This is a genomic window from Collimonas sp., assembly GCF_035566375.1.
Taxonomy (GTDB): Bacteria; Pseudomonadota; Gammaproteobacteria; order Burkholderiales; family Burkholderiaceae_D; genus Collimonas.
Genome location: NZ_DATMRK010000043.1, coordinates 37173 through 60494, shown reverse-complemented (window position 1 = coordinate 60494; position 23322 = coordinate 37173). Strand labels below are relative to the sequence as shown.

General features: G+C 56.2%; 20 protein-coding genes. 10 read left to right on the top strand and 10 right to left on the bottom strand.

The genetic code is table 11. From position 1 onward, the window contains the following. The first annotated feature begins 99 nt into the window (after positions 1-99). From VNZ60_RS13485 to VNZ60_RS13470, 4 genes are all read left to right on the top strand, one after another. A complete protein-coding gene (locus tag VNZ60_RS13485) occupies positions 100-729 on the top strand; it encodes a glutathione S-transferase family protein (RefSeq protein ID WP_325659934.1) in 630 nt (209 codons plus the stop codon). Positions 730-781: 52 nt separating this feature from the next. Further along, complete coding sequence (locus VNZ60_RS13480; protein ID WP_325659932.1) at positions 782-1480, top strand: pirin family protein; 699 nt, start codon at positions 782-784, stop codon at positions 1478-1480. A 48-nt stretch (positions 1481-1528) separates the two neighbouring features. Continuing rightward, the gene (locus tag VNZ60_RS13475) at positions 1529-1951 is read left to right on the top strand and encodes a DoxX family protein (RefSeq protein ID WP_325659930.1); all 423 of its coding nucleotides are present in this window, start codon (positions 1529-1531) and stop codon (positions 1949-1951) included. 114 nt (positions 1952-2065) lie between these two features. Continuing rightward, positions 2066-2431, top strand: a complete 366-nt coding sequence (locus tag VNZ60_RS13470) for a nuclear transport factor 2 family protein (RefSeq protein WP_325659928.1) — start codon at positions 2066-2068, stop codon at positions 2429-2431. Positions 2432-2510: 79 nt separating this feature from the next. Here VNZ60_RS13470 and VNZ60_RS13465 read toward each other — a convergent pair whose 3' ends face one another. The 3 genes from VNZ60_RS13465 to VNZ60_RS13455 form a co-directional block, all read right to left on the bottom strand. Further along, the gene (locus VNZ60_RS13465; RefSeq protein WP_325659926.1) at positions 2511-3512 is read right to left on the bottom strand and encodes an NADP-dependent oxidoreductase; all 1002 of its coding nucleotides are present in this window, start codon (positions 3510-3512) and stop codon (positions 2511-2513) included. A gap of 24 nt (positions 3513-3536) precedes the next feature. Beyond that, on the bottom strand, positions 3537-4391 hold the full coding sequence (locus tag VNZ60_RS13460; protein WP_325659974.1) for an oxidoreductase: 855 nt from the start codon (positions 4389-4391) through the stop codon (positions 3537-3539). Positions 4392-4480: 89 nt separating this feature from the next. Beyond that, on the bottom strand, positions 4481-5113 hold the full coding sequence (locus VNZ60_RS13455) for a TetR/AcrR family transcriptional regulator (protein ID WP_414648834.1): 633 nt from the start codon (positions 5111-5113) through the stop codon (positions 4481-4483). A gap of 375 nt (positions 5114-5488) precedes the next feature. Here VNZ60_RS13455 and VNZ60_RS13450 point away from each other — a divergent pair, with 375 nt between their 5' ends. Beyond that, positions 5489-7078, top strand: a complete 1590-nt coding sequence (locus VNZ60_RS13450; protein ID WP_325659922.1) for an MFS transporter — start codon at positions 5489-5491, stop codon at positions 7076-7078. A gap of 72 nt (positions 7079-7150) precedes the next feature. Here VNZ60_RS13450 and VNZ60_RS13445 read toward each other — a convergent pair whose 3' ends face one another. Next, entirely contained in the window at positions 7151-8293 is a 1143-nt protein-coding gene (locus VNZ60_RS13445) for a branched-chain amino acid ABC transporter substrate-binding protein (protein WP_325659920.1), read from the bottom strand. Between the two features lie 114 nt (positions 8294-8407). Further along, entirely contained in the window at positions 8408-9640 is a 1233-nt protein-coding gene (locus VNZ60_RS13440) for an NAD(P)/FAD-dependent oxidoreductase (protein WP_325659919.1), read from the bottom strand. Positions 9641-9946: 306 nt separating this feature from the next. Between VNZ60_RS13440 and VNZ60_RS13435 the strand changes: the two genes are divergently transcribed. Further along, positions 9947-11353, top strand: a complete 1407-nt coding sequence (locus VNZ60_RS13435; protein WP_414648833.1) for an aminotransferase-like domain-containing protein — start codon at positions 9947-9949, stop codon at positions 11351-11353. A gap of 89 nt (positions 11354-11442) precedes the next feature. On the opposite strand, the gene VNZ60_RS13430 is transcribed toward VNZ60_RS13435, so the two are convergent. After that, positions 11443-13530 (bottom strand): D-(-)-3-hydroxybutyrate oligomer hydrolase, encoded by a 2088-nt coding sequence (locus VNZ60_RS13430; protein WP_325659917.1) that lies wholly within the window; start codon positions 13528-13530, stop codon positions 11443-11445. A 321-nt stretch (positions 13531-13851) separates the two neighbouring features. On the opposite strand from VNZ60_RS13430, the gene phaP reads away from it, so the two are divergent. After that, on the top strand, positions 13852-14178 hold the full coding sequence (gene phaP / locus VNZ60_RS13425; RefSeq protein WP_325659915.1) for a TIGR01841 family phasin: 327 nt from the start codon (positions 13852-13854) through the stop codon (positions 14176-14178). Between the two features lie 79 nt (positions 14179-14257). After that, a complete protein-coding gene (locus VNZ60_RS13420) occupies positions 14258-15295 on the top strand; it encodes a zinc-dependent alcohol dehydrogenase family protein (protein ID WP_325659971.1) in 1038 nt (345 codons plus the stop codon). Between the two features lie 68 nt (positions 15296-15363). Here VNZ60_RS13420 and VNZ60_RS13415 read toward each other — a convergent pair whose 3' ends face one another. From VNZ60_RS13415 to adhP, 4 genes are all read right to left on the bottom strand, one after another. Then, positions 15364-16089: a c-type cytochrome gene (locus tag VNZ60_RS13415; protein ID WP_325659913.1), complete on the bottom strand. Its 726-nt coding sequence runs from the start codon at positions 16087-16089 to the stop codon at positions 15364-15366. Next, positions 16090-17424: a cytochrome C gene (locus tag VNZ60_RS13410; protein WP_325659911.1), complete on the bottom strand. Its 1335-nt coding sequence runs from the start codon at positions 17422-17424 to the stop codon at positions 16090-16092. It abuts the gene before it with no gap. A gap of 123 nt (positions 17425-17547) precedes the next feature. After that, on the bottom strand, positions 17548-19176 hold the full coding sequence (locus VNZ60_RS13405) for an oleate hydratase (RefSeq protein ID WP_325659909.1): 1629 nt from the start codon (positions 19174-19176) through the stop codon (positions 17548-17550). Positions 19177-19199: 23 nt separating this feature from the next. Next, positions 19200-20234 carry an alcohol dehydrogenase AdhP gene (gene adhP, locus VNZ60_RS13400; protein WP_325659907.1) on the bottom strand — a complete coding sequence of 345 codons (1035 nt, stop codon included), beginning with the start codon at positions 20232-20234 and terminating at the stop codon, positions 19200-19202. A 269-nt stretch (positions 20235-20503) separates the two neighbouring features. Here adhP and VNZ60_RS13395 point away from each other — a divergent pair, with 269 nt between their 5' ends. Beyond that, positions 20504-21931, top strand: coding sequence for a bifunctional enoyl-CoA hydratase/phosphate acetyltransferase (locus VNZ60_RS13395; protein ID WP_325659905.1), 1428 nt, complete (start codon positions 20504-20506; stop codon positions 21929-21931). Further along, positions 21928-23196 carry an acetate/propionate family kinase gene (locus VNZ60_RS13390; protein ID WP_325659903.1) on the top strand — a complete coding sequence of 423 codons (1269 nt, stop codon included), beginning with the start codon at positions 21928-21930 and terminating at the stop codon, positions 23194-23196. Before VNZ60_RS13395 ends, VNZ60_RS13390 begins: the two co-directional genes overlap by 4 nt. Positions 23197-23322: the final 126 nt, after the last annotated feature.

Genomic DNA, 23322 nt, shown 5'->3' with positions numbered 1-23322 from the left:
TTGCAAAACAGGACATATGCAATTGATCGTTGCGATCCTAATATGGTCTCCACAGGCTCAGGCCTTCATCAATTTCGCAACCTTTAAAGGAAATAAAAAATGCTTGAAGTTCATGCATATGCCACGCCCAACAGCCTCAAAGTGCCGATCGCGCTGGAAGAGATGGGCCTAGACTATCGGCTGGTACCGGTCAATCTGCGCCAAGCTGCGCAGAAGACCGATGCATTCAAGGCCATGAATCCCAATGCAAAGGTGCCGGTTCTCATCGACCGTCCAGTTTCCGGGAGCGCCAACGTAGTACTGAGTGAGTCCGCAGCGATTCTGGTCTACCTCGCCGAGAAAACCGGGCAACTTGTTCCGAAGGATGCTTCCCTGCGCGGCAAGGTCTTCGAACAGCTCTTCTTCCATGCGTCGGGTGTTAGCCCAGCGTTTCTGCAAGCATTCCTGATCGCTATCCAATCGTCGCCGCAAGCTGAAGCTCAAGCAAGAGCGCTGTCGGAGGTCGATAGGGTGTTAGGCGTACTCGATCATGGCCTGAAGTCTCACCGATACGTCGCAGGCGACACGTACAGCATTGCGGACATCGCTCACTTCGGTTGGATTTGGCGCCACCAGGCAGTCGGTGCATCTCTCGACAAGTTCCCATTCGTCTCGCACTGGTACGCCGAGATTTTGGCGCGACCGGCAGTCGTCACCGCAATCGAAAAAACCATGGCGCTTGCTCAATAAGCAGCACCGTCCGTTTCACCGGTCCATGGGGCTGGCTACATAGGAGAAGAACATGATTTCGCATCGGCGCTGGGAATCGCTGGACAGAGCTGACTTCGGCTGGTTGCGTGCCAGATACCACTTTCAGGTCAGCCCTGAGGGCAACCCTGCACATCAGGCACTGGCGGGCCTGATTGTCTGGAACGACGATGAGATCGCCATCGGCAGTGGGTTTCCCATGCATGGGCACCGCAACGTGGAAATTATCACTTACGTGCGCCAAGGCGTGCTCGGGCACCGTGACAACCAGGGCTCCGAAGGAACGATCCAGGCGGGTGATGTTCAAGTAATGAGTGCCGGAACCGGCATCCGCCACGCCGAGTTCAACAAAGGCGAGGTGCCGCTCAGGCTTTACCAGATTTGGTTGCTGCCTCGTGACAACGGTGGTGCGCCTCAGTGGAGTACCAGAGCGTTCCCAAAGAGTGATCGGTCAGGGCGTTTTGCCGTGCTTGCCAGCGGATTCGCCGACGACAAAGGAGCCTTGCCGATTCGGGCGAATGCTCGTCTGCTCGGCGCCACGCTAACCGCCGGCGAAAATTTCCGCCATCATCTTGACCCGTCTCGCCAAGCCTATCTCGCTGTTGCCTCGGGACGAATCGAAATTAAGGGCGAGCCTATGGGGCCGCAGGACGGGGCTGCAATCACGAACCTGGCTGCTGTTGATGTATCTGCCCTCGAAGACTCTGAGCTGGTGTTGGTGGAAGCCGGCTGAAAGTTACATTCTCAACCCACCGAAACATTTTCATTTAAGGAGATTGTCATGGAAAGCAATAAGTATCTTCCTCTGCTGGGCCGCATCTTGATTGGCGTGCCTTTTCTAATGAGCGGGCTGAGTAAGTTGGGCGCCTACGCCGCGACGGTTGGCTATATTTCGACCGTCGGCCTGCCAGCGGCAACGCTCGCGTACATCGTCGCCGTGGTGATCGAAGTGGGCGGCGGCATGCTGCTGGTTTTGGGCTACCGTGTCCGCCTGGCGTCATTGGTCATGGCGCTGTTCAGCCTGGCGACGGCGTTCTTTTTCCACAATAACTTCGCAGACCAGAACCAAATGATTCACTTCCTCAAGAATGTGATGATGGCAGGCGGCCTTCTCCAGATCACTTACTTTGGCGCCGGCGCGTGGAGCCTGGACGCTCGTTCTGCGCGTTCAACCTCACCTAAGTCAACCCTGAGCGCGAACTGAGCATGGATTGGCCTAATTTCCTCCGGCCTCGCCGGAAACGTTAAAAGAAGTCTGTCATGTCTAAAACCATCCGACTGGGACTCGACACCCAGTCACTGACCAAGGAGAAATCTCATGAGTGACCATATTCACGAACTGCTTCACCGCAACCTTCAGGAAGTTTTCGGCGAGGGCGACGCGGCTCGCCGGCGTGCGGCGATCAACGAACTCTTTACGGAGGACTGCGCACTGTATGTGCCACCAGGCGTATTTGTCGGGCGTGAAGCCCTCGACAAATTCGCTGGCGATCTCCGTGCGACTCACCCGAATTTCGCTTACACCCCGCACGGCGAACCCCAGGCTCTCCATAATGCCGGTCGGCTGGCTTGGGGATCCGGTCCGCGCGGCGAGGAGCCAGAATATACTGGCCTAGATGTGATCATCGTACGCGATGGCAGGATCGCAGCACTCTATGTGTTTCTCGATTCCATGCCTTCATAAGCAGTGGACCGACTGCGGACGCCACGGCTGTGGAACAGATCAAACAAAGCAAAAACGCATCCGGGTGCTTGGATGCCCGCTAGCGCACTTTGATCACGACCTTCCCCTTCGTGCGTCCGGTTTCGACATAGTCGAGCGCCTGTTTGGTTTCCTCGAACGGGAAGACCCGGTCGACCACCGGCCGGATGTAGCCAGCTTCGATCAATTTGGTGATCTCGCCCAGCTGCTGGCCGTTGGCAGTCATGAAGTGGAAGGAGTAGCTGGCACCGCTGCGCCTAGCCGTTTTCCGGATGCTGTAACTGAGCAGCCGCATCACCAGGCGGACCAAACCGTTCATGCCACGCAGCTTGCCGAAATCGGGATCGGGCGGGCCGGCGATGCCGATCAGCTTGCCACCTGACTTGAGCACGCCCAGGGATTTCTTCAGCGTGTCCCCGCCCTGCGTGTCGATCACCAGGTCGTAACCTTTGAGCTTGATCGAGAAATCGTCCTTCTTGTAATCAATGACGATGTCTGCGCCCAGGCCCTTCAGCATATCGGCGTTGGCCGCGCTGGCGGTAGTGGCGACCGTGGCACCGATATGCCTGGCCAGTTGAATCGCGATCGTGCCGACGCCGCCCGAACCGGCGTGAATCAGCACTTTCTGGCCCTTCTTCAGCTTGCCTTTTTCGACCAGTGTTTGCCATGCGGTTAGCGCCACCAATGGAATGGACGAGGCGTCCTCCATCGTCAGGTTGGTCGGCTTGAGGGCCAGCGAGTCTTCTTTAATCGCGATGAATTCGGCAAACGTGCCGATGCGGTCGTCGTCCGGCCGCGCGTAGACCTCGTCGCCTACCTTGAAACGGCGCACGCGCGCACCGACGCGCACTACCACGCCGGCCAGATCATTGCCCAGAATCAGCGGCATTTTATATGGCAACAGCAGCTTGAATTCGCCGTTCCGGATTTTATTGTCCAGCGGATTGACGCCGGCAGCGTGAATCTGCACCAGGACGTCATCGTCGCGCAGTGCCGGCTCGGGCAGATCGCCCGACCTGAGCACCTCCGATTTGCCGTAGCGGTTGATATAGTAAGCTTTCATCTATTGCTCCTGTTTTATCGTAAATTATTGTGACAGGGCTGTTGCGCGTTTGCGCACCGCTGGCTGGGAGTCAAGCCTCAAGTCTTTGCGCACGCCGGCTTCGACCAGCGCGGCGGGCGCGAATCGGCGCAGGAAGCGCAGGCGGCGTGCCAGTGCGCCCGAGGTGTAGCGCACTTTCGGCGTCGCCGCCAGCGCCACGTGCACCACCGTCTCGGCCACCACGCCCGGACCATCCGCGCCTTCCAGCGCTTCCTTCACGCGCAGATCCAGTCCCGCGCGCAGGTCGCGATACTCGTCGAGCGCCTCATCGGGCTGCAACTGGTTGGCGTCGAACGCCGACTTGATGTAGGCCGGTTCGACCAGCGAAACACGAATCCCCTGAGTGCGCAGCTCATGGTCCAGCGATTCCGAATAGCCTTCCACCGCATGTTTGGTGGCCGAGTACAGCGCCATGTATGGCATCGGCACAAAACCCAATACCGAGCTGATGTTGATGATACGCCCGCTCCCGCGCTGCCGCATGTGCGGCACCACGGCGCGGATCATCCGGACGATGCCGAAGAAGTTGGTATCGAAGATCGCCTGCGCCTGCTGGATCGAACTCTCTTCGGCTGCGGCAGGCGCGACGCCAAAGCCGGCGTTGTTGACCAGCAGATCGATACGCCCGTCAAGCCGCAGCACTTCGCTGACGGCGGCTGCCACAGATTCGTCGCTGGTCACATCCAGCGCCAGCATCTCAAACGTGCGCTTGCGGCTTTGCCCGTGCGCGCCACGGCGACTGCTGCCATACACCTTGTAACCTGCCTTGACGAGTTGCTCGGCAGTGACTTCGCCGATACCCGAGGACGCTCCGGTCACGATTGCGATCTTGCTGTTCATTGTGTTTCCTCTCAATGTTCATATTTAATATGACGATCATCATATTTATTATCAAAAAAAAGCCCGGAACACGGGCTGCCAAACCGGCCTTATTTGCCAACCTCTGAAAAATGCTTGAGCGCCGCTTCGCGCAACGCCTCGGATAGCCTGGGATCGTCGACCGCGCGCGCCATCACCATCGTGCCGATCATCGAACTGACCATGAACATGGCCTGCTCGTGCGCACCGGGCGTTCCCCAGTCGGGCAACTGGCGGGCCACCACATCAATCATCTCCTTGATGCGGCGCGTGGCCGCATGCCGCACCTCCGGCGCCTGGCGGTGCATCTCGGAGCCAAGCGCGGCCACCGGGCAGCCATTCTCAACGGCTTCCAGGTGCTGCTGCGACAAATAGGCGCGCATCACCGCCTGCAAGGCCTGCCCTGGCGCCGCAGCAGCGGCGATGTCAGCCGACAAGTTGACCGCTTCGGCGCCGGCGCGGTCGGCCGCTTCAGCCAGCAGTGCCTCGCGCGAGGCGAAGTGTGCGTAAAAGCCGCCATGCGTGAGCCCCGCTTCCTTCATGATATCCGCCACCCCGGTGCCCGCATAACCGCTGCGCCGGATCGCGCGTGCGGCCACCTCGACGATGCGCTCGTGCGTCGCTTCCTTGCGATTCTGGGTGGCACGCTTGGCGCCTGGCTTGGCGCTTGGATGGCTTGATTTGATATGCATGATGGCCATCATATATTATTTTCAAAAAGAATGCACAACTGCGCCGAAAATTGATTGTTTGACGGCCGGCCTTGCCATCGCAAAGGTCTGGCGCCCAGCATTCATCGGAACCACCTCCGATCGTTCCCGTCGTCGGCTGATTTGATTTGCGGTCAAATTGCAGCGCGCAAGAAATGCTTTTCCGGCTGACCTTTTTGTGCAAGTATTTTTTACTTCCTTTTCCCGCATACAATTACGTAACTTCGGCTTTTCCCGCATGTCTTTACGCAAACAGTTTTTTATCTATTATCTAAAGTCGTGCGTGACAAATCAGTTCACTTTTGACTTATATAAATCAACGAGTTAGATAGATTTTTTCCAGTCGCAACTTTACGTTAGAGCACTGCTATGACTGTATCGCCTGCCCGCCCTCGCGACGAGGGCGCAATTGCCGACGCGGCGGCGGATTCGCTGTGCAAGCGCAGCGCGCGCCCGTGGGTGCTGGCGGCCACGATACTCGCCTCAAGCATGGTGTTTATTGACGGCACCGTGGTCAACGTAGCTTTGCCTGCCTTGCAACGAGCGTTCGGCGCCAGTGCTTCCGATGTGCAGTGGGTAGTTGAATCCTACGCCCTATTCCTTGCGGCGCTGCTGCTGGCTGGCGGCGCCGCCGGCGACCGCTTCGGACGGCGCCGCGTGTTTGCCCTTGGCGTCGCGCTATTTGCCGCCGCCTCCATCTGGTGCGGGATGACTGGCAGCATCATGCAATTGATTTTCGCCCGAGCGGTACAGGGAATCGGCGGCGCCTTGCTGGTCCCGGGCAGCCTCGCCCTTATCAGTGCTTCGTTTCCCGAAAGCGAGCGCGGCAAAGCGATCGGCACCTGGTCCGGTTACACCGCCATCACCGCCGCGATTGGACCTGTAATCGGAGGCTTCCTCATTGAACATGTTTCATGGCGCCTGGCATTTCTGATCAACGTTCCACTCGCCTTGCTGGTCTTGGCTCTCACCTTCAGGTACGTGCCTGAAAGCCGCGACCAGCGCGCCTCAGGCAGCCTGGACTGGACAGGCGCTGCGCTGGCCAGCATCGGGCTGGGATGCCTGGTCTACGGCTTGATTGAATCCTCGAACAAAGGATGGGGCAACGTGACAGTGATTGCAACGCTGGTTCTGGCGGCGCTGATGACCGCCATTTTCATTGGCGTCGAGTTACGGCATCCAACTCCCATGCTGCCACTTGGCCTATTCCATTCCCGCAATTTCAGTGGAGCAAATTTGCTGACGCTCCTGCTCTATGCTGCGCTCGGCGGCGGCCTGTATTTTCTTCCGCTGAACCTGATTCTGGTGCAGGAATATTCCGCGGTCGCCGCTGGCGCTTCCTTGCTGCCGTTCGTGCTACTGATGTTTTCCCTGTCGAGGTGGAGCGGTGGACTGGTTGACCGATACGGCGCCAAGAGACCGCTAGTGATTGGCCCGGCGATCGCGGCAATCGGATTTGCCTGGTTCGCCATTCCCGGCGTGGGCGGCAGTTACTGGGCTAATTATTTCCCGGCGGTGCTGATATTGGGATTCGGCATGTCGATCAGTGTCGCGCCGCTGACCACCACGGTCATGAATGCGGTCGACCAGGCGCTCGCCGGCGCGGCGTCAGGCGTCAACAACGCTATCTCGCGTACAGCCGCCCTGTTGGCCATTGCGATCTTCGGAATTGTGATGAACCTGGCGTTCAACGCCAGTCTGGACCGGCATCTCAAACCCTTGAATATAGCCCCGGACAAGTTACACACGGTAGAGCTGCAGCGTGCCAAACTTGCTGCAATCGAGTTGCCGGCAGAAGCCAGCGGACAGGAGCGGGGAGCCCTGAAAAGCGCAATCAGCCAGTCGTACGTATCGGGCTTTCGTTGGGTGATGTTGCTCTCTGCGTTGCTGGCATTGGGCAGCGCCTTAAGCGCCTGGGTGCTGATTGACGTCCGCCCTCAAGGAAAACAAAAAACTTGAGTGCTAGGGCCTGTTCAGCCCCTTACCTGCCCGCTCTTTTGCGGACGACAATCGCGCGCACAGACAAATACATCAATAAGTCTTCACCGGGACCGGCACGCTATTAGTGAAGTGATAGACGGTCACCGGGGAATTCTTCAAATCCCTGTTTTGATCGAATTCGTAAGAACCTGCAATCCCTTTATAACTGACGGCCGCCATCGCCGGGGCAAATTTTTTCGGATCCACCGAATTGGCTTTTTTCATTGCCTCGGCAACCACCATCACCCCGTCATAGAACGAAATTGAATACATCAACGGCTTCAGGTTGAAGCGCTTTTCATAACGGGCAGAAAAATCTTTCCCGAGTGGATTCTGGTCAAGAATAATGCCGCCGACCGTACACAAGACTTTTTCATCAACCGCATCGCCACCGAGTTTCCCCATTTCTGCATTGCAGATGCCATCACCTCCCATCAGGTAAACATTTAATCCTAATTGTTTCATCTGGCGCTTCATTCCAGAACCTTGGCTGTACATGCCGCCATAGAATATGCCGTCGGGTTTTTTGCTCTTGATGGAAGTAATGATGGCGTTGAAATCGGTGGCCTTGTCGTTGGTGTAATCACGTCCGACGATTTCAATGCCGTTGGCCTTGGCCTTCTTTATGAATTCGTCCGCAACGCCGACGCCGTAGGCACTGCGATCATCGATAACTGCTACTCTTTTCAGGGCAATTTCCTTTGCTGCGTAGACACCCATCGTGCCGCCCAGCGCGTTGTCGGTGGGTGTAACCCTGAACACGTAGGGGTAACCTTGCATGGTAATTTTTGGATTGGAAGCGATCACTGCGAGAACAATTTGCGCATCGTTGTACACCCTGGAGGCAGGCACCGCGACCCCTGAGTTGTACGGCCCTATCACCGCTTTGACGCCTGCATCAACCAGTTTCTGCGCTACTTGCACGCCGATTTTCGGATCGGCTTGATCGTCCTCGTTGAGTAGCTCAAACTTGATTTTCGAGCCGCCAATCACCAATCCCTGCTGGTTGAGCTGATCAATCGCCATTTGCGCACCGTTTGCGTTGTCCTTCCCGATCGCAGCCTGCGCTCCCGATAATGGGCTGGTCATGCCGATTTTGACGATTTGCTCTCCAGCACCAAAACACAATGCCGGCGTGAACGCTGCTATAACGCCAAAGCTTGCCAGGGTTTGTTGAAAAGATACCTTATTCATGACCATCTCCAAGTTGATTGCTGAGATAACAAATCCGATTTAAGCCACGATCAAGCCACTGCATTACTTAAATTCAGATCTGTATTCCGGTACGCCCTACTCCATTTACTCTTTTCAGTAAAAACGATCTGCTGCATACGGCGCCAGGTTAAACGGCGAAGCTCGCCCGGCGACCAGGTCTGCGACCACGGCACCGCTCAGGCCGCCTAAGGTCAGGCCGATATGCTGGTGACCAAACGCATAAATCACGCGCTCAGATGCGCGTGATCGTCCCATCACCGGAAGACCATCCGGCAAGCTCGGTCGAAAACCCAGCCACGACTCGGTCGGCGTGGTCAGCGCCGGCAATGCTCGTCGCGACGAAAACTGCAGCAAATCCAGCAATCCCTGATGTTTATGCGGGTTCAAGCCAGCCAGTTCGACCGTACCGGCGACGCGGATTCCTTTTTCCATCGGCGTCATGTAAAAGCCCCGCTCGGCCCAGCCGACCGGGCGCGAGATGAGATTGCTGCTGCCGGGATACATGATGTGGTAGCCGCGTTCGGTATCCAGCGGAATGCGGTCGCCGCACTGCCTGGCGAAGGAGCGCGAGTGTGCGCCGGCACAGACCGCAACATAGTCGTAGGCTGCGCTGCCTGCGGCAGTTTCCAGCAGCACGCCATTGGACTGTGGTTTGATGGTACTTACGGCGCGGACCTCCATATGCAGTCCAGACTGCCTTAACCAGCTTGCCAAGGCTTTCAAAAAAGCTTCCGGATCAGACAAAAACCAGGAGCCGGCAAACAGGACGCCACGATCGAAAAGAGGACTCAATTGCGGTTCCATTTGCTGCACTTGCTCGCGGCTGACAATGCTGAAGTCGACTCCAAGCGAGCGCCGCAAGGTTAAAGTCGGCTCCGAGGCACGGAAGGCCGCCGCCCCCGAATACAGATACAGACACTCACTGCGACGGATGAACTGCTCCAGGCGCGCCTGCTCGATCATTTCACGATAGCCGTCATGTGCGCGGCTCAGCAGCACCGACAGCGCAGCGGCGGAAGCAACATAGCGTCGTTCTGTCGAACTCAGCAGAAACCGCGTCAGCCATGGCGCCAGGTGCGGCAAATAACGCCAGCGCAAGCGAAACGGGCTATTAGAAGATAGCAAGAAGCGCGGCAGATCGCGGAATACCGACGGATTATTCACCGGGATGCACGCATAGTTGGCAAAGGTGCCTGCATTCCCATACGAGGCGCCGCCGGCGACACCGGCCGGATCATAAACGGTGACCTGATGGCCGTCTCGCATCAGCCAATACGCTGCGGACAGACCCACAAAGCCAGCACCGAGGACTGCTACTTTTGCCATGACCGGCCCGCCCGTAGATAAGTGAAGTGAATGTCTAAATGCGCCGCGATTTCCGCTGCGGACCGTCCGCACCAGGTTCCGCTCTTCTGTTTTAGATGGCAGCACAAATAATTTTAGTACCCACACAAAAACTATTATTCATATATTTACATAAGTTTTGTATGGGTACAAGATATTTTTACATACCCATTTGTACGATCACAAGTCGTTATCCATCAGCAACATTGCCAATGATTAGCTGAACAAGACTGAGTTACAATGCAGATGTTTGTACGATTCAAATTATTTTTGTATGGAGACATTCTCTTGTCCAAGCACGAAGACCATCACTCCGCCCTTCCCCTGCGTAGCACTGGACCAGCGAAACCGTTCACCTATCAGGAGCTGGCCAACAAGCTGGAAGCTGATATCCGTAGCGGCGTCTATCCGCCGGGCAGTTGCCTGCCGGCGCAGCGGCAGCTGGCTGAAGAAATGGGAATCAATGTGTCTACTGTATCGCGCAGCTATCGCGAATTACAGCTAAGTGGATTAGTGATCGGCAGCAAGCGGCGCGGCTCGATGGTGACCGGCGGCGCCATGCCGCATGTGGCGGTAGCTGGCCCATCCCAACCCAACGGGATTGACCTGACCGTGAACCGCCCGGCGACGCGCGATTATCTAAACCAGCTGGCACTGACCATGGCCGATTTGCCGAAAGATCCGCGTTTTGTCGAATTGCAGGAATATCAACCGCCGCAAGGCCCGCTTTGGGCCAGAGTCGCGGGTGCGAAATGGATGGCGGCGCCCGGCTTTGAACCGAATCCTGATAATGTCGTCGTCACCAGCGGCGCGCAACACGCGCTGTACGCGGTAATGAATAGCTTGATGGGAATCGACGGCGTAATACTGGCAGATCGCTTGACTTACTACGGCCTGAAGGCGCTGGCGCCAGTGTTTCATTTTGAGATCGTCGGCGTAACCAGCGATGCTCAGGGCATGTTGCCAGAAGTGCTTGAGCGCGAATGTGCAACGCGCAAGGTGAAGGCAATCTTTACCGTACCGAATTTCCAGAATCCTACGGTGGTTGTCATGAGCCTGGAGCGCCGCGCCGCGCTGGCGGAAATTGCGCGCCGCCACGATGTTCAGATCATTGAGGATGATGTCTACGGGCCGTTGCTCGACCAGCGCCTGCCGCCGCTGGCAAGCCTGTGTCCTGAACGCACCTATCACATTTCATCGACTTCAAAACTGCTGGCCCCTGGCTTGCGTCTCGGCTTTTTAGCGACGCCGCCGCACCGCGCTGCGATTGCCGCTGAAGCGGTGCGCACCACCAGCTGGATGCCGGCGCCGATTTCAATGCTGATCGCCTCTCTCTGGATCGAGGATGGCGTCACTGCCCAGTTGCTCGCAGCGCAACGCAAAGAACTGAAATATCGCCACGATCTGGCGCGCGGCTTACTTAAGGGCGCACAGATCAGCAGCGATCCTGCATGCATGTTCATCTGGCTGATTCTGCCCGCACCCTGGCGTGCCGACGACTTCGCAGCCAATGCAAAGGCGCGTGGCGTCAGCGTGATGCCGGCTTCAGCATTTGCAGTCGATCGCTCAGAAAGCGAACACGGCGTACGCATTAATCTTTCCAGTGCCTCGTCGCGGGAAGATCTGATCGTGGCGCTGAAGATACTCGTGGAAACGCTGAATGACCGCCCGCGTGCGCTTTACGGCAATGCTTAAGCATTGCACGACAAGACATCAACCCAGAACAATTCCTGCGTCAGGAATGTTCCGGGGCTTTCCTGATTGTCCGGGCGAACCGCTTAAGCTCAGTCAGGAATAGTCACGACGTTATTGGAGAATGTAATCCGATCGCCGCCGGCGGGCGTTGCCAGGATCGGCGGTACATTTGCGGCACTGATCGGATTGGCTTTGCCGCTGGCGTCAACCCCGCGTGGCGTCGTACGTACCACCTGACTTGGCGGCAGCGCAGCGCCGCTCTTCAGGTTGGCATACATCATGTTCATCGCCTGTATATAGTACACATGCAGTGGGATGAAACGAGAATCGAATCCGGCCAGAGGCAAAAAGCTGTCGAAATGCTGGCCGTTGGTGACTTCGATATACGACAACTTGCTGTTGTTGCCCTCAACCATGTGATTGACGCCAAAGTATGGGCGCGATGAAAATCCCACCGGGATCAGCGTATCCGAGCGGCCATGCACAATCACAGCAGGTTTGCCCTGTAAATTACCCGTACGAAAAGTTTCGCGGATTCCCTGCTGCACGCGGTTTGCATTAGCGCTGCCGCCCATTGCCAATTCACGTTGGCATAGTGCGCCATCGATGTTGTAGTCCAAGACACCGGTGCTGGGGGAAATGGACAGCGCGTCAGTTACCGCGCCACCGACACTGTTATTGTTGAAAATGCTGATGCCTGCAGTTGGCGGAACGCCGTTGCCCTTGCCAAACGAGGTCGCCAATTGCGCCGTCGTACCGGAAAAGCTAAATCCGCATAGATTGTCCAGGACGCTGAAACGGCCGTATGCATTGCTGTAGGTCATGGCAATCGATGGGGTGGCAAATGCATACATCGCTGCATGCAAATCACGGCTTTCTGGTTGCCAGCCTAGAGCGAGCAAAGCGTTCATCGCGCTAGCCGCCAAGTCGTCGGTGGTGTTTCCACTCACCAGTCCCTGTGTCTTGAGCGCGGCGCAACGGTTGCTCGCTGTTGCTTTTACGATACTGGAAAGGAAGGGGGCGTTGACCGCTGCGGGCGCCAATGCCGCACACGGCTGTAATAAATTCGCCAAGGTGAAATAGTCGTATAGCGGTCTGCCGGTACCGCTGGCAATGGTTGCGCCGCGGATCACGGTCAAGCTGCTGTCAGGCGCCATTTGCACGTTCGGCTCGCTTACCGCAACGCCACTAATCAGTCCTTTGCTATCCTGCTCTGCTGCTGCCAAGGCAGCCCCTGCCCCATTGGAAATGCTGGAGGCGATCACAATCGTGTTGTTTGGTGATAATTTGATCAGATGCGACTTGCCGTCCTTCGCGATGTCGCCGTATTTTTGGTTCAATACGTAATAGGCAAATTCGATGGACTGCAAGGTAAATTTACCCCAGTCCTTTTCTGGATTCTGTTGAGAATGGGCGTGCTTGACAGCAAAGCGGTTAGGCGTGGATGCATTGAATGCGGTACGTTGCGTATCTGTCACATTTGCCGTGAAATTTGAATTCATACCCGCCGCAGTGGCAGAACTACGCACGCCATTCTGCAGGTTGACCGTGTTGTTTTGCAAATCGTCGATGCCATTCCCTGTTCCCTTGTCGTTATAGGCAACCGCACATCCATGTTTCAAGCCCCATTCGCCTGAAGTGCCGAGCGCACCGTACACGCCGCGTGAACCGCTTGAGGTTCCGGTGACGATGCAAGGGCTGGCCGGATTGAAGGAATCTGGTATTTGCACCATCATCGTAACGTTCTGCCTGCCGCTACCGTCGTCCGAATAAGCGATATATTCGGTACCCGCAATTTTCCCCTCGCCTAATGTGTCTTTGCCGGAGATGTCGATATTCGGCCCGTACAGAACACCGAATCCGCCATTGGGGGTCGCATCGAGAACCGCGCGGTAATTCGTGTAAATCGCGATTTTGCGTAATTCGGCGGCCGTTGGGGCCGTTGCATCAACTGGATTAGGGGCTGTAGCAGAAGTCAGACCGGTTTTTCCGAGACCGCCGGTGAGCAGGTCATCGGTGCTGCCATCATAGGTCATCGCAGAAATCGTAGCGATATAGGCAGGCTTGCTATTGATACTTTCCAAACCGCTGCCCCCGCCACCGCCGCAGGCGCTCAATGGACCGGCAATCGCCGCCAGCGCGAAATAATGAAATTTATAAAGCCTGCCCTGTTTCATTTTGTCTCCCTTTTTATTGGTGATTTTGTGAGCAAATAATGCAGCGCTACTTTGGTTTGACGATAACTATCCTTCTTTTTTGACTCTATTGTAAAAAAAATTTAATGAACAAGGCTTGTTCAAGGTACTGGTATTTTTAACAGGTTGCGGTCATCTCGTCCGGGATTTGTTAAACAAATTTGATGTGGATCAATACTGGCAGGCGGGTAAACGTCACACTAAAACCCAATATGACATACGCCAGCCACCCTGGCGCCTCGCAATTCCATTTCCTACAAGGAGAAAACCATGTTTCCGCTCTTGGACTCGATTTCGATACTGATGAAGGCCGGCTACGGCGCGCAACTCGCAGCAATGACCGAACTGACTGGAACTGCAGTTGAGGGCATGGAAAAAATGATAAACCTGAACCTGAATACGATCAAAGCATCCCTGCAAGCATCGGCAAATTCGTCACAACAAATGATGTCGGCCACGACCCCGCAGGAATGGATGTCGTTGCGATCGGCTCAGGCACAGCCAGCGGTTGAAAATGCTTTCCATTATTGCCATCATATGGCCGATATCGTCTCTGGCACCCATGCAGAGATCGCCAGGGTCGCCTCGGTGCATGTGGCCGATGCCAGCAGAAAAATCAAAGCGGCTTAGAGTACAAAGGAAAGGTAAGTCCAGCAAAAGGTAAGCCCAACAACTAAGCAAGGAGATTTGAATGACGCGCCCATCCAGCATGCAAGCCCTGGTCTATCACGGACCAGGGGAAAAGTCATGGGACTCGGTCCCTGTCCCAAAAATCTCCAAGCCTACTGACGCTCTCGTCAAGATACTCAAAACCACGATTTGCGGCACCGATCTGCACATCTTGAAAGGTGACGTGCCGGAAGTGACCCGCGGCAGGATACTGGGGCATGAAGGGGTCGGCGTCGTGGAACAAACCGGTGATGCTGTCAGCAATTTCAAAAAGGGTGACCATGTCCTCATCTCCTGCATCACCTCCTGCGGCAAATGCGAATACTGTAAAAGACAAATGTATTCTCATTGCGAAGACGGCGGATGGATATTGGGACATCTGATCGATGGCACCCAGGCTGAATATGTCCTGATTCCGCATGCCGACAACAGCCTGTATCCGGTCCCGGCTGGCATGGACGAAGAAGCGCTGGTCATGCTTAGCGATATCCTGCCTACCGGTTTTGAGATCGGCGTGCTGTACGGCGCCGTGAAGCCCGGTGATACGGTTGCCATCGTCGGCGCCGGACCGGTTGGCATGGCCGCCCTGCTGACTGCGCAGTTTTTCTCGCCGGGCAGAATCATCATGATAGATATCGACGAGTCGCGTTTAGCGATGGCCAAGAAATTCGGCGCAACGGAAACCATCAACAGCGCCAGGCTTAATGCGGCAGAAAAGATCATGGCGAGCACAAAGGATGGCGTCGACGTAGCGATTGAGGCTGCCGGCCTGCCGCAGACGTTCGACATCTGTCAGCAGATCGTCCGTCCCGGCGGTCACATCGCCAATGTCGGGGTGCACGGCAAAAGCGTTGATTTCCAGATTCAGAAACTGTGGGCGCAGAATATCACTCTGACCACCGGCCTGGTGAATACCAATACCACGTTGATGCTGCTCAAGAATGTTGAATCGAAAAAATTGAAGCCGGAGAATTTGATTACCCATCGCTTCACGTTCGATCAATTTCTGCTCGCTTACGATGTCTTTGGCCATGCGGAGAAAGAGCAAGCCCTGAAGGTCATCATCAGCAATACGTGATGCCCTATTGGACTATTGATGACTCTTTCACCGTTTTTCAAGTCCTGATTTTCAAGTCTTGATAGGCCTCACGGGCTAGACGGCATGGCCTCCAGATAGGCCGCGACATTTTTCATGTTCTCCGGCGTGAGTTCGTGTGCAATACCTTTCATCATGACTCCCTCCGGTCTTTCGTCCGTCCTTTGAAAAACCATCAGCTGTTTGACGATGTAGTCAGCATGCTGGCCGGCCAAACGTGGAAACTGCTGAATACCCTCACCGTGGGCGCCATGGCAGCCGGTGCAAGCAGGCGTGTTGTTTGCAGCAATGCCTTGCTCAAAAATCTTCTGCCCCTCTTTGAGCAATGTCAGATTTCCAGGTTTCCCCGGAGGCGGAGCTTGCGAAGAAAAATAAGCCGCAAGTCCGTTGATCTGATCGTCGGTGAGACGGGCACTGATGCCCCACATATACTCGAACCCAGCTGGATCTGAACGACCATGACTCTTAAAGGATTTCAGCTGTGCCACGAGATACGGCTCCGCTTGCGCCGCCAGTTTCGGGAAATTAGGCGACACGGAAATACCCTGCACGCCGTGGCAATTGGAACAAACTTGCAATGCGAGCGTTTTCGCCGCGACATTGGGATCCCCCAGAGAGCGAGATCTTTCCGGCAAATTGCAAGCAGCAAGACCTGCTACGACGATTAAACTCAAAGAAAAATGAAATCCCTGCCGTTTCAAATGCCCGATTCGCGTGTCCGTTCGCGTTTCCGTTACCATGCGGTGCGCAGGCATACAGTCGTCGTAACTATTCATTTAGTACGCTCCCCACACATACAAAAACAAGGTGTTGTTATCTTTGGCATTGCGACCTGAACCATCGTAGTTGCTGGAGGCTCCGTGGAACTGGGTGTAGGCATAGTATTGAACGCCGATTCGAAGGTATTGCACCGGCGTCCAGAATACTTCTGGCACCCAGCCGCGTGTTCCGGGATTGGCTGCGACATCCGGATACAGGGTCGCATCCGAGCTTCCTGTCGTGCTGAAATAACTCAAGCTCGCGCCGTATTTCGCTCGATATACATAACTGGCCTTGAGTCTCAGCTGATTAAGGGTATTGGAGGCATTGCTGGCAACGCCGGTCACGTCGCCGTTGGTGATGGTTTCCCTGATAAAGCTGAACTGCGCCGTGACGGTATGCGGATCCAGCAGATATTGATATTGCGCGTCTATGCCTCGGTCACGATAGCGTGTCGTCGGCCCCACCGGATTCGTGCTATCGGGATAGATTTGCGCATTCATGGCAAGCACCCCGATCATCGCGCTATGCGGGCCCCAGTCGTGGCTGAGCGCTAGTCGTACATAGGGATTGACGCCCTTGAGATTTGTCTGGTCCTGCGATTTCGTGCCCTGGCTTAAAAATGACCAGGCGCCGTTGCTGGTCTGATACGCAGACACCTCTGCATACAAGGTCTGCTGCCAGAAGGTATAGGCTGTCAGCCCCGCGACCTGGGTGCCCAGCTGGCTAATGATGGGACTGGCGTCAGGTGCGGTGACCCCGAATTTCGTCGGGACATATTGAATCCACGCAGGAGCGGTACTCCAAGGATCGGTGAGGGATGGATTGTTGTTCAGGCTAAATCCGAAGATGAAGTCTTCGGTTGGGCCAATAAACCGGTCGGCATAGCGCAAATCAAAATTGTCGGAAGCCCATTTCCCTTTCCATTTGCCGCTGCCCAGATCCTGGTGGTCGTAGTTATTGTAGGTCCATTGTGAGAACACACCGACATTGTCAGTGACTTTTCCGGCCAGGAATATGCTACCGGTCTGGAACAAGGCAACAGCATCTTTGGCGAACGCCACATCGCTATCAGGATTCGCGCTCTTGGTGAAGCTTGCTACTCCCATCACCGATAGCGGAACGGTCCGGGTCCCGATCGTGTAACCGGTCAGTTTAAACAGTCTGCCATAGGAAGTCAGCTCCGGAAATTGTCCACCTGCATGACAGGCGACACAATTTTGTCCCGTTTGTCTCGCGAAAACCGGTAGCGCATCGGCCACCAACGGGCTCAACAGAGCTTGTATCACGAGAATAATGGCTAGCAGCCGGGAATACTTCATTCCCCGATATAGGCATATAAATGAATCCATCTCAAGCTGCCCCTCTCATAGTTTTTGAAACTATTGTCGCAAGGTCCGAACCAGACTCGGATGAATTGACAGTAGGAAAATTTTTGCAACTTGTCAATCTATCCGCGCCCCAACGGCATGCAATCAATGCAGCGACTTGAGCAAGGCCTCAAATTGGACCAAAAGCGATTTGTCATGCGGTGTCACGGCAGGCACCTGGCGATCGACCCCGAGCAGTTGGTAGACCGCCATTTGTGCAGCACGCACCGAATATTCCACAGTAAAGACGACATCGTCGTCAATTTCGACGAACTGGCTGACGAAAGCCAGATTTTTGGAAACCAGCGGCACGGGAAGCGGCCGATCACCACGTGCGCGCGGCATGAACATGCTGGTGATGTACGGCATTCTGCAAGGAACGCAGATCGCCGTTGCAACCGTATCCAGATCGAAGCGGAGATGTCCGCACAGTTCGCGCAGAATTTCCTCGCCATTGCATGCCGCCATCGGCTTCGCAACAAAATTCCCCACCCTGTCCGGGAACAGAGCGTAGCCCCAGAATACCTGCACGTCTTGCGGCTGATTGGCAAAATGCGGTTGATGCGGAAGCACTACCGACAGCAACCAGTTGGAATCCTTGAATGTCACCAAACCGCCCGTCCCCGCCTGGTTGCCGCTCAATTCGGTCATGTTCCTGAAGAATGCCGGATTCTTCAGTGTTATCGTGAACGACTCCCAGGAAGACTGCGCAATACAGCTGTTGAAAGCCGCAGGATTTCCGAACTCAGGCCGGCCCAGCGCCAGTTTTTCCCAGAGCATCCAGCCATGACTGTCCAGCTTGTTCAAGGCTGCAGGCGCAGCCGTCATGGAACCCAGGCTGGATGCATCAGTCATCGAGCCATTTTGAAAGAAGACCAGGTCGCCATTCTTAACGTCAATGATCTGGTTGACGCCATGCCGCCTGCAATGGATGCCGGTGACGATAAACATGCCGTCGGCTAGCTTGTGCTCAAAATCCGTCACCATGCATGCCGTGACAAAGCGAACGCCTTTTTCTTCCAGCCAGCTTTGCAATGGCCGCACCAGGGAATCGTATTGGTTGTAGACGGTCCGTTTGACGCCGCCCAGCGTTTCGATACGGGAGAATTCAAGCATGAACCGGTGCAGATAGCGCTTGAATTCGATCGCACTATGCCAAGGCTGGAATGCGAAGGTGGTGGACCACATATACCAAAATTCGGTTTCAAAAAAAGCCGGCGACAGCCAATCGGTGATAGTGCTGTTACCCAGAACATCTTCGTCGGTATTACTGAGCTTCAGCAATTCCATCCGGTCTTGCATCGAGAAACCCATGGATGTCACCGGGACCTTGCCGCGCCAGCGATCAATCAAACGTGCCTTCGAGTTGGACTTGTATTTTTCGTTGAACTCGAGAGTTTCCTCAAACACTGTTTGATTCTTTAAACGCAACGATGGAATCGATTTGAAAAGATCCCAGGTACATTCGTAGTTATCGGTCGTCAACATACGCCCGCCGCGCATGGAATAACCATGTTCCGGATTGCCGCCGCCGTCCAGGCTGCCGCCCAGGACGGCAGCCGCTTCGAGGATCGAAATATCGCTTCCCGCCATCCTGCCGTCGCGGATCATGAAAGCGGCGGCGGCCAGGGAACCGATGCCGCCGCCTACCAGATAGGCTTTTCTTTTTTCGTTCATTTTTTCAGATTCCTTAGCGAACCAACGAGATGTCGAACGATGTATTTTCCCGGCCACGGGTTAATGCTGCTTAGTGTTGGTTAATGCTTCCCGAAATCAATCACCACACGGGAGGCGACGTTGCCATGTTCAAGCCGGTCGAGAATACGGTTGATGGCGGACAAGGGTTGCAGTTCGATATCGGCCTTGACCTTGCCTTCGGCGGCGAAGGCAAGCGCCTCGGCCATATCCTGGCGGGTGCCGACGAACGAACCGCGCACCGTGATGCAATTCGCCACCACATCAAACAGCGGCACCGGGAATTCACCGGGCGGCAGACCGACCAGAACGCAGGTTCCGCATTTCCGAGTCATGGCCACTCCTTGCTGGAATGCGCTGAGCGAAGGAGCCGTAATCAAGACGCCGTGCGCGCCGCCCCCGGTGGCCTTTCTCATGGCCGCTATCGGGTCGCCGATCCTGGCGTTGATCGTCAGATCGGCACCCAGAGACTTGGCATGCGCCAGTTTGCCGTCGTCGATATCGATCGCGCAGACATGCAGTCCCATGACTTTGGCATATTGAATCGCGAGATGCCCGAGTCCGCCGATGCCGGAAATTGCAATCCAGTCGCCCGGTTTCACCCCGGTCTCCTTGATACCTTTGTAAGAAGTGACTCCGGCACAGATAATCGGCGCCGCATCCACTGCCGCCAGGCCGGCCGGTATATGCGCGACATAATTGGCGTCAGCCAGGATATATTCGGCAAAACCGCCGTTTTTGGTGTAACCGCCAAACTGCGCGTCCGCACATACTGTTTCCTTGGCCGACAAACAATATTCGCAATGGCCGCATGCCGAGTAGAGCCAAGGCACGCCGACGCGATCGCCCTCCTTCACCATCGTTACGCCAGCGCCTATTGCGACGACCAAACCAATCCCTTCATGACCTGGAATGAACGGCAGTGCGGGTTTCAGCGGCCAATCGCCATGCGCCGCATGCAGATCGGTATGACAGACGCCGCAGGCCTCAGTCTTGACCAGAATCTGGCCAGGGCCGGGAGCAGGAATATCCCACTCCTGAATCACCAATGGCTTGCCGAATTGTTCAACCACGGCGGCTTGCATTTTGTTTGTCATGATCATTCCTTTTTGTACAGAAGATGGGCTTCAGCGTAACCGTGCCGGCAAGCAGGCTTCTTGATCTGAATCAAATTTCCCGCCGACATCGGGATTTTCGTCATGCCAGCTGTGACAGCCAGGCTGTTCGCAGCGCTGTCCTGTATAGTTGATTTGCATCAAATATTTTTTGTGCATCATTGTTATTCTTAGAATATGCCGCAGCGCCGCTGCCGGGTCCGCAGCCTGGCTCCCGTTCAATCTACTCTTGACTAACATGACTGACACCGATGACTGACACCGTCCACCCTGCCTTCCACGATGATTTACGGCTGATCCGCAATCTGACTTTCGATGAAATCGCAGTCGGCGACAGCGCCAGCATGGAACGCATGTTGAGCACCCAGGACATCCAGCTGTTTGCAGTCATGTCTGGCGACATCAATCCGCAGCATCTCGATCCAGAGTTCGCCGCTGCCAGCCGCTTCCATGGCGTGATCGCCCACGGCATGTGGGGAGCGTCGCTGATTTCAGCAGTGCTGGGCACGCGCCTGCCCGGGCCGGGTACCGTGTATCTGGACCAGACTTTGCGCTTCTTGCATCCGGTGCGGGTTGGCGACACCCTGTCCATCAGCGTCACAGTGACTGCGCGTGAGCCTGAGACGAAACAACTCCGTTTGAGATGCTCATGCGTCAACCAGGATGGCAAGATCGTGATCGAAGGTGAGGCCGAGGTAATCGCGCCGAGCGAAAAGATCGCGTGGCCCAGAATGACCTTGCTGGAAGTGCGCCTCGGTTCCGGCGACAAGGTCCAGCGTTTGCTGGAACACGTGCGCCCGCTCAGCGCCATCCGCGTGGCGGTGGTGCATCCCTGCGACGAACTGAGTCTCTCAGCTGCGCTAGACGCGCGCCAGGCGCGTTTGATCGAACCGTTGCTGGTGGCGCCGCGCGCCAAGCTCGAAGCAGTGGCAGCTGCTGCCGGCCTGGACTTGACCGGGATTACCATTGAAGATGTTCCGCACAGCCATGCGGCGGCCGCACGCGCCGCCGAAATGGCGGCCAAAGGCGAAGTTGAGGCATTGATGAAAGGCAGTCTGCATACAGACGAGTTGATGCAAGCGGTACTGGCGGCCGCAGCCGGACTGCGCACCAAGCGCCGCATCAGCCATTGTTATCTGATGCAAACTGCGGCCTATCCGCGCCCTTTCATCATCACCGATGCGGCCATCAATATCGCCCCTACATTGGATGAAAAAGTCGACATCGTGCGCAATGCCATCGACCTGGCGCATGTGATCGGCGTCGCCTGCCCGCGCGTAGCGATCCTGGCCGCGGTGGAAACGGTCAATCCGCGCATGCAAGCGACGCTGGATGCTGCGGTACTGTGCAAGATGGCTGATCGCGGTCAGATTTCCGGCGCTATCCTGGATGGCCCTCTAGCTTTCGACAATGCAGTCTCGGCAGCCGCCGCGCGCATCAAGGGCATCGTATCGGAAGTTGCCGGGCGCGCCGATATCCTGGTAGTACCGGATCTGGAAAGCGGCAACATGCTGGCCAAACAACTCGAATATCTGAGCGACGCCGCCAGCGCCGGCATCGTGCTTGGCGCCAAAGTGCCGATCATCCTCACCAGCCGCTCCGATTCGCGCGCAACCCGCATCGCCTCTTGCGCCATCGCGCTGATGCTGGCGCACCATTACCGTGACCATCCTCAATGACTACCCGCATCAAGTCCGAGATTCAGTCCGAGGTTGAGCCCGAGATTCAGTCCGCGACTCCGTCCGGCCACGATGAAAAATTCATCCTGGTGCTCAACTGCGGTTCATCCAGCATCAAGTTCGCTTTGTTTGATGCTACTCATGCCGCCCGGCCGCGGCAGGCTGAGTGGAAAGGCAAGGTCGAGGGCATAGGCGGCGCCAAGCCAAGTTACGTCGAGACTGGCGGTGAATCCGAAGCACTGACGCTGGATCCAAAGCAGCCCTATCACACCGCGCTGATGCGTATCCGCGAGCGCGCCGGCGCGCATCTCGGCGCACGCCGCTTGTGCGCCGTTGCGCATCGCGTGGTGCACGGCGGCAGCAAGTATTCCGCACCGACCAAAATTGATGCAGCAGTGCTGGCGGACTTGAAGAATTACATTCCACTGGCGCCTTTGCATCAGCCGTTTGCGCTGGAAGCAATCGAAGTGCTGCTGGCCAGCCAGCCCGGCCTGTTGCAGGTCGCCTGCTTCGATACCGCCTTCCATCACACGCTGCCGCAGGTCGAGCAAATGCTGCCGCTGCCCCATTCACTATGGGAACGCGGCCTGCGCCGCTATGGATTTCATGGCTTGTCTTATGAATATCTGTCAGTGGCGCTGGACCAACGATTCGGCACAGCCGCCCGCGGTCGCGTCATTGCTGCTCATCTGGGCAGCGGCGCCAGCCTGTGTGCAATGCAGGATCTGCGCAGCGTTGCCACCACAATGGGGTTTTCCGCCCTGGACGGATTGATGATGGGCACCCGCTGCGGCGCACTCGATCCGGGTGCAGTGATTTACCTGATGGAAATCGAAAAACTGAGCCTGGCGCAAGTGGCTCACCTGCTGTACCACGAGTCAGGCTTGCTTGGCGTTTCTGGAGTTTCCGCCGATCCGCCGCTACTCTTCGCGCAAGAGGCACGGGACGACGCCATTGGTGAGCAGGTGCGCGCTGCGCTCGCGCTGTACGTGCGCCGCATCGTCCGCGAAATCGGTGCGCTGGTTGCGGTGTTAGGCGGTCTCGACCTGCTGGTATTTACGGCCGGCGTCGGCGAGCACAGCGCAGAAATCCGTAGCCGGGTCTGCCGCGACTTGGGGTTCCTGGGATTGCACCTGGACCTCGATGCCAACCAACGCAACGATTGCTTGATATCGACAGCAGACAGCCGGGTCGCCGTTGCTGTGGAGGCGACGAATGAAGAGTGGATCGCTGCACGACATGCAATGAAGGTATTTCTCGGCTAGTCAGCCAAGGTTTCCATAGCTTTATCCCAATCGCCGGGGCAATCCGGTAAACGTCCGGCAGGCGTCCAGAAAACCAACTGGTTTTTTGACATACATCAAAACCTTGGTCCTGCATCGAATTAAGCT

Excerpts from the sequence above, each read along its gene's own strand:
- VNZ60_RS13485 (WP_325659934.1), top strand. The coding sequence starts at position 100 with ATGCTTGAAGTTCATGCATATGCCACGCCCAACAGCCTCAAAGTGCCG.
- VNZ60_RS13480 (WP_325659932.1), top strand. The coding sequence starts at position 782 with ATGATTTCGCATCGGCGCTGGGAATCGCTGGACAGAGCTGACTTCGGC.
- VNZ60_RS13475 (WP_325659930.1), top strand. The coding sequence starts at position 1,529 with ATGGAAAGCAATAAGTATCTTCCTCTGCTGGGCCGCATCTTGATTGGC.
- VNZ60_RS13470 (WP_325659928.1), top strand. The coding sequence starts at position 2,066 with ATGAGTGACCATATTCACGAACTGCTTCACCGCAACCTTCAGGAAGTT.
- VNZ60_RS13465 (WP_325659926.1), bottom strand. The coding sequence starts at position 3,512 with ATGAAAGCTTACTATATCAACCGCTACGGCAAATCGGAGGTGCTCAGG.
- VNZ60_RS13460 (WP_325659974.1), bottom strand. The coding sequence starts at position 4,391 with ATGAACAGCAAGATCGCAATCGTGACCGGAGCGTCCTCGGGTATCGGC.
- VNZ60_RS13455 (WP_414648834.1), bottom strand. The coding sequence starts at position 5,113 with ATGATGGCCATCATGCATATCAAATCAAGCCATCCAAGCGCCAAGCCA.
- VNZ60_RS13450 (WP_325659922.1), top strand. The coding sequence starts at position 5,489 with ATGACTGTATCGCCTGCCCGCCCTCGCGACGAGGGCGCAATTGCCGAC.
- VNZ60_RS13445 (WP_325659920.1), bottom strand. The coding sequence starts at position 8,293 with ATGAATAAGGTATCTTTTCAACAAACCCTGGCAAGCTTTGGCGTTATA.
- VNZ60_RS13440 (WP_325659919.1), bottom strand. The coding sequence starts at position 9,640 with ATGGCAAAAGTAGCAGTCCTCGGTGCTGGCTTTGTGGGTCTGTCCGCA.
- VNZ60_RS13430 (WP_325659917.1), bottom strand. The coding sequence starts at position 13,530 with ATGAAACAGGGCAGGCTTTATAAATTTCATTATTTCGCGCTGGCGGCG.
- phaP (WP_325659915.1), top strand. The coding sequence starts at position 13,852 with ATGAAGGCCGGCTACGGCGCGCAACTCGCAGCAATGACCGAACTGACT.
- VNZ60_RS13420 (WP_325659971.1), top strand. The coding sequence starts at position 14,258 with ATGCAAGCCCTGGTCTATCACGGACCAGGGGAAAAGTCATGGGACTCG.
- VNZ60_RS13415 (WP_325659913.1), bottom strand. The coding sequence starts at position 16,089 with ATGAATAGTTACGACGACTGTATGCCTGCGCACCGCATGGTAACGGAA.
- VNZ60_RS13410 (WP_325659911.1), bottom strand. The coding sequence starts at position 17,424 with ATGGATTCATTTATATGCCTATATCGGGGAATGAAGTATTCCCGGCTG.
- adhP (WP_325659907.1), bottom strand. The coding sequence starts at position 20,234 with ATGACAAACAAAATGCAAGCCGCCGTGGTTGAACAATTCGGCAAGCCA.
- VNZ60_RS13395 (WP_325659905.1), top strand. The coding sequence starts at position 20,504 with ATGACTGACACCGTCCACCCTGCCTTCCACGATGATTTACGGCTGATC.
- VNZ60_RS13390 (WP_325659903.1), top strand. The coding sequence starts at position 21,928 with ATGACTACCCGCATCAAGTCCGAGATTCAGTCCGAGGTTGAGCCCGAG.